The 13,078-nt window shown below is 71.1% G+C and carries 9 protein-coding genes and 1 riboswitch; of the genes, 4 read left to right on the forward strand and 5 right to left on the reverse strand.

Annotated features, from left to right (window positions below):
- Positions 1–232: 232 nt before the first annotated feature.
- The 5 genes from ABLE88_RS09230 to ABLE88_RS09250 are packed head-to-tail and all read right to left on the reverse strand — an operon-like array spanning position 233 to position 5,649.
- Positions 233–982, reverse strand: coding sequence for a DUF6925 family protein (locus ABLE88_RS09230; RefSeq protein WP_348831235.1), 750 nt, complete (start codon positions 980–982; stop codon positions 233–235).
- Positions 979–1,761, reverse strand: coding sequence for an ABC transporter ATP-binding protein (locus ABLE88_RS09235; protein WP_348831236.1), 783 nt, complete (start codon positions 1,759–1,761; stop codon positions 979–981). The genes ABLE88_RS09230 and ABLE88_RS09235 overlap by 4 nt, the downstream gene beginning before the upstream one ends.
- On the reverse strand, positions 1,758–2,765 hold the full coding sequence (locus ABLE88_RS09240; protein ID WP_348831237.1) for a FecCD family ABC transporter permease: 1,008 nt from the start codon (positions 2,763–2,765) through the stop codon (positions 1,758–1,760). The genes ABLE88_RS09235 and ABLE88_RS09240 overlap by 4 nt, the downstream gene beginning before the upstream one ends.
- Positions 2,762–3,646 (reverse strand): ABC transporter substrate-binding protein, encoded by an 885-nt coding sequence (locus tag ABLE88_RS09245; RefSeq protein WP_348831238.1) that lies wholly within the window; start codon positions 3,644–3,646, stop codon positions 2,762–2,764. Before ABLE88_RS09245 ends, ABLE88_RS09240 begins: the two co-directional genes overlap by 4 nt.
- 8 nt (positions 3,647–3,654) lie before the next feature.
- On the reverse strand, positions 3,655–5,649 hold the full coding sequence (locus tag ABLE88_RS09250; RefSeq protein WP_348831239.1) for a TonB-dependent receptor plug domain-containing protein: 1,995 nt from the start codon (positions 5,647–5,649) through the stop codon (positions 3,655–3,657).
- Positions 5,650–5,753: 104 nt separating this feature from the next.
- Positions 5,754–5,967: riboswitch (cobalamin riboswitch) on the reverse strand.
- A gap of 202 nt (positions 5,968–6,169) precedes the next feature.
- Here ABLE88_RS09250 and ABLE88_RS09255 point away from each other — a divergent pair.
- The 4 genes from ABLE88_RS09255 (at position 6,170) to ABLE88_RS09270 (ending at position 13,013) form a co-directional block, all read left to right on the forward strand.
- Complete coding sequence (locus tag ABLE88_RS09255) at positions 6,170–7,291, forward strand: efflux RND transporter periplasmic adaptor subunit (RefSeq protein WP_348831240.1); 1,122 nt, start codon at positions 6,170–6,172, stop codon at positions 7,289–7,291.
- Positions 7,288–10,380, forward strand: coding sequence for an efflux RND transporter permease subunit (locus ABLE88_RS09260; protein WP_348831241.1), 3,093 nt, complete (start codon positions 7,288–7,290; stop codon positions 10,378–10,380). The genes ABLE88_RS09255 and ABLE88_RS09260 overlap by 4 nt, the downstream gene beginning before the upstream one ends.
- A 140-nt stretch (positions 10,381–10,520) precedes the next feature.
- Complete coding sequence (locus tag ABLE88_RS09265) at positions 10,521–11,546, forward strand: patatin-like phospholipase family protein (protein ID WP_348831242.1); 1,026 nt, start codon at positions 10,521–10,523, stop codon at positions 11,544–11,546.
- Positions 11,547–11,549: 3 nt separating this feature from the next.
- Positions 11,550–13,013, forward strand: coding sequence for a GntP family permease (locus ABLE88_RS09270; protein ID WP_348831243.1), 1,464 nt, complete (start codon positions 11,550–11,552; stop codon positions 13,011–13,013).
- Positions 13,014–13,078: the final 65 nt, after the last annotated feature.

Here is a 13,078-nt window from a genome sequence, read left to right on the forward strand (position 1 = left end):
GCGGCGGGGGGCGCGATCCTGCAGGCGATGGCTCGGCGCGCCCCGAAACGCCAAGCCAAAGCGCTGCGCTTCCCGCAGGTCGAGCCGCCACTCCCGCGCGCGGACCGCGTGTGATGGTCGAACCAATGCGCGACCTCAACCGCCTCCGCAAGGGGTTGCGTCAATGCAGGCGGAAATTGTGCGGAATAGAATTCCAGCTGCCCAGCTGGCTGGCGTGGCCGACGGGCGCCGTTCAGGCGCGTCCGGGAGTTCCGGCGCGCGGCGGATGGAGCGACAGGCCCGGCACCAGCCCGTCGGGGATCGGAACGCTGGCGGCGTGGGTGCGCCCGTGGGCCAGCAGCCTGGGCAGAACGTGGGTGTGCGGCCCGTCGGGGCTGCGCCCGTCGGCGGGCGGGATCGGCTGGAAGACCTCGATGCGGCCCAGCGCGCTGACGAACACCCGGTGCGGGCTCGCCGCGAGGATCGCGCCGATCGGGCCGTCGGGATCGAACATCTGCCGGCCCTCGGCCTTGCGCAGGGCGGCGATGAGGACTGGGTCGCGGGTGCGCACGCAGGCCTCCACGGCGTCGAGGCCGATGCCGAGGTCGAACAGGACGGCGCCGCGGTCCTCCTCCCGGATCGCCGCGAGGTCGGGACCGATCTCGGCGATGGCGCGCCGGCCGGCGCGCGCCGCCTGCGCGGCCGGCAGGCAGAGCGCGATCGCCGGCACGCGGCGCTCCGCGTGGCGCGAGGGCATCTCGTAGGGCAAAGCGACGAGGCCGGGATGGGCGATCACCCGCAGCGCGCCGCGCGCGGTGGCGACCTCGATCCGCTCGGGCGCTGCGGCGATGCGGGCCGGCTCCCCGGCATCGCGCATGAACTCGGCGATGCCGCCGAACACGCCGAGGCTCCAGCCGGCGCGCGGGTCCTGTGCATGGTGGTGCAGCAAAGCGAAGGCGCCGGCGCCGCGCACGGCGTTGGGGTCGCCGAGAAGGTCGGTCATGGCGTGGGCTCCTTGCCGGCGGGGCCGTCGAGGCGGCTCCAGGGGATCACGAAGGGCTCGCCGCCGCGTGCCCCGCACTCGATGGAGACCCGGTAGGCCGCTGCCACGGGAGCGGGCGCCAGCACCTCGGCGGGCGTGCCCAGCGCGCGCAGGGCGCCCTGGTCCATCAAAGCGAGCCGGTCGCAGAACCGGGCGGCGAGGGTCAGATCGTGCAGCACCGCCACCACGGCGGCACCGGCGCGGGCATTGGCGCGCAGCAGCTCCATCACCTGCAGCTGGTGATAGGGGTCGAGCGCCGCCACCGGCTCGTCCGCCAGCAGCACCGGCGCTTCCACCGCCAAGGCGCGCGCCAGCAGCACCCGGGCGCGCTCGCCGCCGGAGAGCGTGCCGGTGGTGCGGCCGGCGAGATGGGTCACGTCCGCCGCCGCCATGGCGCGGCGCGCGGCGGCGTCGAGCACGGCGGCACCGTGCGGCAGACGGCCGAGGGCGATCACGTGCGCCACCGTCATGGGCCAGTGGATGCGCCCGTTCTGCGGCAGATAAGCGAGGGTGCGGCCGAAGGCGGCGCGGCCGATCTCGGCCGGCGTGCGGCCGTCGAAGACGATCCGGCCCGACGCCAGCGGGTCGAGGCCGCACAAAGCGCGCAACAGGCTGGTCTTGCCGGCCCCATTGGGGCCGATGAGGCCGAGCAGCTCGCCGCCGCGCACCGCGAGCGAGAGGCCCCGCACCACCGCCGCCGCGCCGCGCCGCGCCTCGACGCCCTCCGCCACGACGATCATGGCCCCTCCACCTTCAACCGCCGCAGCATGGCGAGGAAGAAGGGCGCGCCGATGATGGCGGTGATGACGCCGAGCTTCAGCTCCGGCCGGGTCGGGACGAGGCGCACGACGATGTCGGCGCCGAGCGTCAAGGCGGCGCCGGCGAGCCCGCTCGCCAGCAGCAGCCGGCCCGGCCGGTGGCCCACCAGCGGGCGCATCAGATGCGGCACCACGAGGCCGACGAAGCCGATGGCGCCCGCCACCGCCACGCTCGCCCCCACGGCGGCCGCCGTGCCCCCGACCACCACCAGGCGCACCCGCTTCAGCGAGAAGCCGAGGCTGTGCGCCGCGTCCTCGCCGAGCGTCAGCGCGTCCATGGCGCGGGCCGAGGACAGCACCAGGGCCCAGCCCAGCACCATGAAGGGCAGCGCCAGCGCCACGTGGACCAGCGAGCGGTCGGCGAGCGAGCCCATGAGCCAGAACACCACCTCCAGCGCCGCATAGGGGCTGGGGGCGAGGTTGAGGGCGAGGGCGGTGAGCGCGCCGGCGAGCGCGTTGATGGCGACCCCGGCGAGGATCAAGGTGGCGGTGTCGGCGCCCGAGCGGGCGACACTCAGCAGGAACACGGTGGCGATGCCGGCGCCGATCAGCCCGCCGAGGGGCAGAGCGAGCGCGAAGGCGGCGGAGAAGCCGAAATAGAACGCCACCACGGCCCCGAGCGCCGCCGCCCCGGAGACGCCGACGATGCCGGGATCGGCGATCGGGTTGCGCATCAGCCCCTGGAGCGCCGCCCCGGTGACGCCCAGGCTGAAGCCGACCGCCGCGCCCAGCACCGCTCGGGGAATGCGCAATTCGGCCAGCACCAGCGCCGGCAGGCTCGCGCGGCCGGCGAGGAGGTCCAAGACCGCGGCGCCGAGATCGAGCGGGGCATAGCCGATGAGCACCGAGGCCACGGACAGCGCCACCACCAGCAGCGCGAGGCCGGCGAGGAGCAGGCGGTGGTGGTCGTGCGTCCCGTCCGTCATTGCCGGCGGCCTTCGGGTGTGGCGGCGCGGGGGCCCGGCGCGCCGGGCGCGATCTTGGTGCGCGCGGCGGCGAGGCGCGCCGCCGCCTCGGCAAGGCCCGGCCCGGCGCAGGTCCACAGGCGGATCGGCAGCGGCACCGCGCGGTCCGCCTTGGCGAACGGCGCCAAAGCGGGGTGGTGCAGCAGCTCGTCGGCGAGGGAGGGCGGCGCGTCGGGCGCCGCATTCACCACCAGCAGGTCCGGGCGGGCGACGACGATCTCCTCCAGCGCCAGCTGGCCCATGCGGTCGGTGGACAGGCGGGCGGCGAGGTTGTCGAGGCCGGCGCGGGCGAGCACCTCGTCCGGCACCGAGCCGCGCCCGGCGGTGAAGCCGTTGGGCCGCAGCACCACGGCGGTGGCGCGGTCGGCGGGGGCCGGGGGCAAGGCGGCCATGGCGGCCCGGATCTCGGCCACCATGGCCTCGCCGCGCGCGCGCTCGCCGAGGCGCGCCGCCACCTGCCGGATCTGGGCGTAGGCCTCCTCCAGGGAAGCGGGCACGCCGAGCTCCATCACCTCGAGCCCGAGCCGGCGCAGCATGGCGGTGGTGGCGCGGGTGGTGAAGGCGCCGGCGATCACCAGGTCCGGGGCGAGCGGCACGATCTCCTCGGCGAGGCCGCGATTGATCGGCACCTGGGCCGCGAGACCGGCGACGTTGGAGGCGCGCGGGTCGCGGGCGAGGTAGGTGACCGAGGCGACGCGGCCGGGGTCCGCGAGGCGCAGCACCAGTTCGTCGGCGCACAGATTGAGCGAGACGATGCGGGCGGGCTTCGCCTCCCCCGCGACGGCGGGGGAGGCGGCGAGAAGGGCCAGCAGGGCCGGGAGCAGTAGCGCCGTCCGCATCATTGGCCGCCTCAATAGGTCAGCTTCAGGCCGGCGAAGGCGCCGAAGCCCGGGGCGAGGAAGCCGTTGGGGTTCTCGTAGGTCTCGTCGAACAGGTTGTCGATGCGGCCGAACACCGTGGCGTTCGGGCTCAGGGCGTAGTTCGCCGCGAGGTTCACGATGGTATAGCCCGGCTGGTCCACATAATTCGACGTCAGGCGCTCGATGTCCCACCAGGACGAGACATAGATGAGGGTGGCGGTGAGGTCGAGCTTGTCGGTGGCCTGCCAGTTCACGCTCACGCTCACCTTGTCGTTGGGCCGCCTGAGCGGGAGGCACGAGGTGGCGGTGAGCGGCGCGCAGGCGGCGCCGAACGGTTGGCCGGGCGGGAAATAGCCCACCACGTCGGTATAGGTGTAGTCGGCGCGCACCTTCAGCGTGTCGGTGACCTGGACCGCCATGAACACTTCGACGCCCTGCGTGGTGGCGCTGGAGATATTGACGTTCTGATAGGTGACGGGATCGTAGCTGATCAGGTTGGTGATGTCGTTGTGGAACCAGGTGGCGCCGAAGGCGAGGCGGCCCTTGAAGAATTCCTGCTCGAAGCCGGCGTCGTAGCCGGTGCTCTCCTCCGGCTTGAGGGCGGCATTGCCGTAATAGGGGGCGTAGAGCTGGTAGAGGGTCGGCGCCTTGAAGCCGGTGCCGTAGCTCGCCTTCAGCTTGGTGCCGGTCTCCGGGAACAGCAGCGCCGGGGCGAGGCGCCAGGTGGTGTGGTCGCCGAACGTGTCGTCGCTGTCATAGCGGACATTGGCGGCGAGGAAGAGCCGCTCGAAGAACTGGCCCTGATACTCCGCATAGACGCCGGTATTGCCGGTGGCCGCGTCCAGCTGGGTGTAGGCGGTCTGCGACGTCATGCTCTCGTTGCGCCGCTCGACGCCGGCCAGCACGTTCTGGCCCGGGGCGAAAGTGTAGAGCGAGCGCAGGTAATAGATCTGCCGGTCGCCGGTATAGTCGCCGTTCACGCTGGCGTTGGGGCCGTCGGTGGGGCGGCTCGAGGTCATGGCGCTGACGCCGAACGCGGTCTCCAGCGCCCCGTCGAGCGCCTTCCATACGCCCTCGCCCTTGGTGAAGAACAGGGAGGCGTAGCTGGTGGAGCGCTCGGGCGCGGGAATGCCGGAATAGGTGGGCGGCGGGTAGATGTCCGGCGTGAAGGAGAGCTGGCTGTCGATGTAGCGGGCGACGAAATTGACCGCGAAGGTGTCGCTCACCGCGTAGTCGAGGCGGGTCGAATAGGTCCAATTGTCGTAGGCGTTGGGATTGCGCGGATAGCCCGCCGGCACGATGTCGGCCGGCGTCACCGGCGTGTCGGGGGACGAGAAATGGGTGACGTTGAAGGAGTAGGACAGCTTGTCGGTGGAGCCGCTGAGCGCCACCGCCTGGTTGAAGGTGCCGAACGCGCCGAGCTCGGCATAGCCGAACGCCTTGGCCGGCCCCTCGCCCTTCTTGGTGGTGACCGAGATCACCCCGCCGATGGCGTCCGAGCCGTAGAGGCCGCTCTGCGGACCGCGCAGCACCTCCACCCGGGCGAGGTCGGTGGCGAGCATCTGCCCGAAGTCGAAGGCGCCGTTGGGGGTCGAGGGATCGCCGGCGTCGATGCCGTCGATCAGCACCTTCACATGGTTGGAATTGGTGCCGCGGATGAACACCGAGGTCTGCCCGCCCGGCCCGCCGGTCTGCACGACATTGAGGCCGGGAAGGCTCTCCAGCACCTCCGGCAGGGTACGCAACTGCTTGCGCTCGATCTCCTGCGCGGTGACCACGCTCACCGAGGAGGCGACCTCGTCCTCGGGGGTCGGGATGCCGGTGGGGCTGGTCACCACCACGTCGGGCAGGTCGATGGCCGGAGCGCCGGCAGCGGCCGGCGACTGGGCGAAGGCGGCGCCGGGGACGACGAGAAGGGCGGTGGACACGAGGAAGCGGGCGGCGCGCGCGGCGCCGCGAGGGCTGGGAGGAAAAAGGGACGGCATGACGGCCTCGGCACGGGTGGTCCGTCACCGCGAACGAGGCGCCCGCCGGCGCACCGGCCGAACGGATTCCGCCACCATCAGGACACCCCGCCCGACGTGCTCGCGCGTGACCACGGCTGACGGCAGGTCTCCTGGCTCACGGGTCGCTGTCCTGTCGCCGCCTTCCCAGGCTGAACGGCCCAGTGGCATTTGAGACGAAGGACTCGCCGCTTACAGTTGCGGGGGCAGCCACGGCATTTCCACCTGCCCGTCGCCGGGCGGAGCGGAGCACCGCGTTCCCTTTTGATCCCCGAGGGGAACCGTCGCGGTAAGACTAGACCGCAAGCAAGCCGCAGGTCAACGGAATGTGGCGCTGGAATGGCGAATTCCCCGTGAATGACATTCATGCAACGCGGTAGTCGTATTCATGCCTCGACGGGCACAAATCGTCGTGCGTGGCCATGGTGTGCTCGACTTACTGGCGACACATCGCAGGCTCCGCTATAGCGAAGCCGGGTCGCACTGCGAAAAGGATGTTCCCTTGGCCGACGTCATGTCCCGCACGCCGCACGCAGTCGCCAGCTTCTTGAGGCGTCTTCCAGCGCCCGCTTTGCTCGTTGGCGCGCTCCTGCTCGCCGGCTGCGGCGAGGAGCCGAAGGCGGCGGCGCCGGAGCCGCGCCCGGTGCGCACCGCGCTCGCCGCGAGCCGCGCCGCCGGCGACGCGGTGACGCTCACCGGCCAGGTGGAGGCGCAGAACGAGGCCTCCTACGGCTTCCGCATCGGCGGGCGCGTGATCGAGCGGCTGGTGAACGTGGGCGACCGGGTGGCCCCCGGCCAGGTGCTGGCCCGCCTCGATCCCCAGGACGAGCAGAACGCGCTGCGCTCGGCGCAGGCGGCGCTCTCGGCCGCGCAGGCCAATTTGTCCCAGACCCGCAACCAGTATGAGCGCCAGCGCCAGCTCCTGGCCCGCGGCTTCACGCCGAGGGCGCAGTACGAACAGGCCGAGCAGGCCTATCTCAACGCCCGCTCCCAGGTGGAGGACACCGAGGCGCGGCTGCAGATGGCGCGGGACCGGCTCGGCTTCACCGAGCTGAAGGCCGATTCGGCCGGCGTCGTCACCCAGCGCCGGGCCGAGCCGGGCGAGGTGGTGCAGGCCGGCCAGAGCGTGGTGGAGGTGGCGCGCCAGGACGGGCGCGACGCGGTGTTCGACGTGCCGGCGGCATTGCTCTCCTCGCTGCCCGCCGACCCGCTGGTGGAGGTAACGCTCGCCGGCGACGCCGGTGCCAAGGCCACCGGCCGGGTGCGCGAGGTGGCGCCCCAGGCGGACCCGGTGACCCGCACCTTCCGGGTGCGCGTGGGGCTGATCGATCCGCCGCCGGCGCTGCGCCTCGGCACAACGGTGATTGGCCGCGTGAGCGTGGATGGCGGGCCGGTGATCGAGATCCCGGCGAGCGCGCTCACCCGCCTCAATGACAAGCCGGCGGTCTGGGTGGTCGATCCCAAGGCCAAGACCGTGGCGCTGCGCAACGTCGAGGTGCTGCGCTTCACCCCCGCCACCGTCACCGTCGCCGAGGGCCTGAAGCCCGCCGAGATCGTGGTGACGGCGGGCGTGCAGGCGCTGCATCCGGGCCAGCAGGTGCGCCTCCTGGGGACGCAGCCGTGAGCGGCTTCAACCTCTCCGCCTGGGCGCTGAAGCACCGCTCCGTCATCATCTACCTCATGGCCATCTCGGTGGTGGCCGGGGTGATGGCGTTCCGCAACCTGGGCCGCGCCGAGGACCCCACCTTCGTCATCAAGACCATGGTGGTGCAGGCCAATTGGCCGGGCGCGACGCTCGGGGAGACCTTCAAGCAGGTCACCGAGCGCCTGGAGCGCAAGCTCCAGGAGGTGCCGAGGCTCGATTACCTCGAGAGCTACACCAAGCCGGGCCAGACCACGATCTTCGTGCACCTGCAAGGCTCCGCCACCGCCGCCGAGGTGCCGGACATCTGGTATCACGTGCGCAAGAGCGTGGGCGACATCCGCCACACTTTGCCCCAGGGCATCGTCGGGCCGTTCTTCAACGACGAGTTCGGCGACACCTTCGGCATCATCTACGGCTTCACCGCGGACGGCTTCAGCCACCGCGAGCTGCGCGATTATGTGGAGGAGGTGCGCTCGCAGCTGCTGCACGTGCCGGACGTCTCGAAGATCGAGATCCTCGGCGCGCAGGACGAGCGCATCTTCATCGAGTTCTCCATGCAGGAGCTGGCGAGCCTCGGCATCGACCGCGCCGCCGTGCTCGCCGCGCTGCAGGCGCAGAACATCGTGCGGCCCTCGGGCGAGATCCAGACCGGCAAGGAGAACATCTCCATCCGCGTCTCCGGCGCCTTCACCTCGGAGGCGGACGTCGCGAACGTCAATTTCGTCGCCAACGGGCGGCTGATCCGGCTCGCCGACATCGCCACCATCAGGCGCGGCTTCGCCGACCCGCCGCAGCCCCTGTTCCGCACCAACGGCAAGCCGTCCATCGGCCTGGCCATCGCCATGCGCGACGGCGGCGACATTCTCGCCATGGGCGGGAACATCGACGCCGCCATGAACCGGCAGATCGCCGATTTGCCCATCGGCATCGAGGCGCATCTGGTGGCGGACCAGGCGGTGACGGTGTCGAGCGCCATCGCCGAGTTCATGGAGAGCCTGTGGCAGGCGGTGGCGATCATCCTCGTGGTCTCGTTCATCGCGCTGGGCGTGCGCGCCGGCGCCATCGTCGCCCTCGCCATTCCGCTGACGCTCGCCATCGTGTTCGCGCTGATGCAGCTGGTGCACATCGACATGCAGCGCATCTCGCTGGGCGCGCTCATCATCGCGCTGGCGCTCATGGTGGACGACGCCATGACCACCACCGACGCGACCCTCACCCGGCTCGCCGCCGGCGACGACAAGGTGACGGCGGCCTCCTATGCCTTCAAGGCCTACGCGGCGGCGATGCTGGCGGGCACGCTGGTGACGGTGGCGGGCTTCGTGCCGGTGGGCTTCGCCGCCTCCTCGGCGGGCGAATACACCTTCACCCTGTTCGCCGTGGTGGGAATAGCGCTCATCGTCTCCTGGCTCGTGGCGGTGCTGTTCGCCCCATTGCTGCAGGTGCTGATCCTGAAGGCGCCGCCCAAGGACCGCATCCCCGATCCCGACGCCCCGCCCCGCGGCGTCATGGGCATCTATCGCGGCTTCCTGGTGCTGTGCCTGAAGCTGCGCTGGGTCACCATCGCCGTCACCATCGCCTTGTTCGTGCTTTCGGTGCTGGCGCTGCCCTTGATCCCGCGCCAGTTCTTCCCCGCCTCCGACCGGCCCGAACTGCTGGTGGACCTCGCCTCGCCGCAGAACGCCTCGATCTACGCCTCCGAGAGCGTGGCCCAGGCGTTCGACGCGCTCTTGGCGGACGATCCGGACGTGAAGCGCTGGTCCACCTATGTGGGCCGCGGCGCGATCCGCTTTTACCTGCCGCTGGACGTGCAGCTGCCCAACGACTTCTTCGCCCAGTCGGTGATCGTGGCGCAGGACGTGGCCGCCCGCGACCGCCTGAGGGCCAAGCTGGAGAAGGCGCTGGCGCAGGACTTCCCGCAGCTGGTGGCGCGCATCGCGCCGCTGGAGCTCGGCCCGCCGGTGGGCTGGCCGGTGCAGTACCGCGTCTCGGGGCCGGACATCGAGAAGGTGCGCGCGCTCGCCCTCGACCTCGCCAGCGTGGTGGCCTCGAACCCGCAAGCCGAGAAGGTCAATTTCGACTGGATCGAGCCGGCGCGACAGGTGCGCATCGAGGTGGACCAGGACGAGGCGCGCCTGCTCGGCCTGTCCACCGCCCAGCTCGCCGGGGTGCTCAACACGGTGCTGTCAGGCCAGGCGGTGACCCAGGTGCGCGACGACATCTATCTCGTCAGCGTGGTGGCCCGCGCCACCGACGAGGAGCGCGTCTCGCTGGCGAGCCTGTCGACGCTCCAGGTGCCGCTGCCGAGCGGGCGCACCGTGCCGCTCTCACAGATCGCCTCCTTCGCCTACGATCAGGACTATCCCGCCATCTGGCGGCGCGACCGGGTGCCGACGCTGACCGTCCAGGCGGACGTGCGCCAGGGCGTGCTGCCGGAGAGCGTGGTGGAGAAGCTGGAGCCGAAGATCGAGGCGCTGCGCAAGACCCTGCCGCCGGGCTACCGGATCGAGGTCGGCGGCACGGTGGAGGAGAGCGCCGCCTCGCTCGCCTCGGTCGTCGCCGTGGTGCCGGTGATGCTGCTGCTCATGTTCTCCGTGCTCATGTTCGAGCTGAAGAGCTTCCAGCGCATCATCATCGTGCTGTCGGTGGCGCCGCTCGGGCTGATCGGCGTGGTGGGGGCGCTGCTGCTCTCGGGGCGGCCCTTGGGCTTCGTCGCCATCCTCGGTGTTCTGGCCCTCATCGGCATGATCACCAAGAACGCGGTGATCCTGATCGGCCAGATCGAGGCCGACCGCGCCGCCGGAAAGACCGTCTGGGACGCGGTGATCGCCGCCTCCTCGGTGCGCTTCCGGCCGATCATGCTCACCGCGGTCTCCACCGTGCTCGGCATGATCCCCATCGCCCCCACCGTATTCTGGGGGCCCATGGCCTTCGCCATCATGGGCGGGCTGCTGGTGGGCACCCTGCTCACCTTGATCTTCCTGCCGGCGCTCTACGTCGCCTGGTTCGGCCCCAAGACCGGGCCGGAGCGGGCCGCCGCGCCGGCGGGCGAGGCCGCCCAGCCGGCCTGAGGCGCGGGATTTCGGCGGACGCGGCATGCCTGCGCCCGCCAAAAAGAAAAGACCAAGAAGCAGGACCGGGAGGGCCAGGAAGGTGCAGGCCGCCGCCACCGGCGGCGGCGGGCGTGCGCCCATGCAGAGGGGATCGCGAGATGGACAGAGAACCGGTGCTGGTGGACTTGGCGCTTCAGGGCGGCGGCTCCCACGGGGCATTCACCTGGGGCGTCCTCGACCGTCTCCTGGAAGAGACCTGGCTCGACATCGAGGGCGTGTCTGGCACCTCGGCGGGGGCCATGAACGCGGCGGTGCTGGCCGACGGCTATGCGGCCGGCGGCGCCGAGGGCGCGCGCAAGGCGCTCGACAGCTATTGGGCCCACGTCTCCGAGGCGGCGCGCTTCAGCCCCTTCAAGCGCTCGCCGCTCGACAAGATGCTCGGCCGCTGGGGCCTCGACAGCGCGCCGGGCTACCTGTTCATGGACTTCATGACGCGCATGTTCTCGCCCTACCAGTTCAATCCCATGGGCGGGAACGCGCTGGCGCCGATCCTCGCCAAGCAGATCGACTTCGAGCGCCTGCGCGCCTCGCCGGTCAAGGTGTTCATCACCGCCACCAACGTGCGCACCGGGCGTCCGCGGGTGTTCCGCAACGCCGACATCACCCCCGAGGCGCTGATGGCCTCGGCCTGCCTGCCGACCCTGTTCCAGGCGGTGGAGATCGACGGCGAGGCCTATTGGGACGGCGGCTATTCCGGCAACCCCACGCTCGCCCCGCTGGTGAGCGAGCTGAAATCCGACGACACCATCCTGATCCCCATCAACCCGCTGGAGCGGCCGGGCACGCCCAAGACCCCGGCGGAGATCCTCAACCGCCTCAACGAGGTGTCGTTCAATTCGGTGGCGATCAAGGAACTCTACATGATGGCGCTGCTGCAGCGCCACACGGCCGAGCTCACCGGCGACAGCGAGGCCTGCAACTGGGCGCGCATGCGGGTGCACATCGTGCGCAACCCGATCATGGCGGGCCTCGGCTTCTCCTCCAAGCTCAACGCCGAGTGGGAATTCCTCACCATGCTCAAGGACGAGGGGCGCAAGGCCGCGCAGGTGTTCCTCGACCAGCACGGCCACGACATCGGCAAGGCGTCGACGGTGGACTTCAACATGCTGCTGTCGGAGCTCTGAGCCATGGGTCTCATCGGCATCCTCGTCGGCCTCTCGGTCCTGATCTATCTCGCCTTCCGCGGCTCCTCGATCCTCATCCTCGCGCCCATCGCCGGGCTGATCGCGGCCGCCTTCTCGGGCGAGCCGCTTCTGGCGAGCTGGACCCAGACCTTCATGCGCAACGCGGCGGACTTCGTCGCGCAATTCTTCCCGCTGTTCCTGCTGGGCGCGGTGTTCGGCAAGCTGATGGAGGATTCCGGCTCGGTCTCCTCCATCGCCGACTACATGACGCGCAAGCTCGGCGCCGCGCGCGCCATCCTCGCCGTGGTGCTGGCGGGCGCCATCGTCACCTATGGCGGCGTCTCGCTGTTCGTCGCCTTCTTCGTGCTGGCGCCCATGGGCATCGCGCTGTTCCGGGCGGCGGGCGTGCCGCGGCGCCTGATGCCGGCGGCGATCGCGCTCGGGACCTCCACCTTCACCATGTCGGCCATGCCCGGCACGCCCTCGATCCAGAACGCGATTCCCATGCCGTTCTTCGGCACCACGCCGTTCGCGGCGCCGGGGCTCGGCTTCATCGCCTCGCTCATCATGCTCGCGTTCGGCATGTGGTGGCTGAAGCGGCGCGAGGCGGCCGCCCGCGCCCGCGGCGAGGGCTTCGGCGCGGCCGTGGTCGATCCCGAGGCGTCAGCCGAGAGCGCGGTCGAGGACCCGATCGTGCGCGAGCGCGCCACCACCGCCGGCCCGTTCGACCCGGCGGAGATCCACCGCAGCGACGAGGCGGAGACCGGCCCGCCGATCCTGCTCGCGGCGCTGCCCATCATCGTCGTCATCATCGTCAACCTTCTGATGTCGTTCGTGGTGCTGCCGCGCATGGACACCGCGTTCCTGGCGCTGCCGCAATGGGGCGGCACCAGCCTGTCGGCGGTGGGCGGCGTGTGGTCGGTGATGGTGGCGCTCACCTGCGCCATCATCGCGGTGATCGCCATCAACTTCCGTTCCGTGCCGGTGCTGCGCGCCACCATGTCGGCCGGCGCCAACGCCTCGGTGCTGCCGATCCTGTCGGTGGCGAGCCTGGTGGGCTTCGGCGCCATCGTCGCCGCGCTGCCCGCCTTCGCCACCGTGCGCGACTTCGTGCTCGGCATCGAGGGCGGGCCGCTGGTGTCGCTGGCGGTCGCCACCAACATCCTCGCCGCGCTCACCGGGTCCGCTTCCGGCGGTCTCACCATCGCCCTCGACGCGCTCGGCCCCACCTACATGAAGATCGCCGCCGAGATCGGCATGGACCCGGCGCTCATGCACCGCGTGGCGGTGATCGGCTCGGGCACGCTCGACAGCCTTCCCCACAACGGCGCGGTGGTGACGCTGCTCTCGGTGTGCGGCGTCTCCCACAAGGAGGGCTATCTCGACATCGTCATGGCGGGCATCGTCGGCGCGCTGATCGCGCTCGCGGCGGTGATCGTGCTCGGCTCCCTGGTGGGCAGCTTCTAAGCGCCGGTTTGGACTTTCAAACGGGCGCCGCCGAAATCACCCCGGCCTGGCCGGGACGAGCCCGG

Source organism: Xanthobacter luteus, assembly GCF_040049235.1.
Classification (GTDB): Bacteria; Pseudomonadota; Alphaproteobacteria; order Rhizobiales; family Xanthobacteraceae; genus Xanthobacter.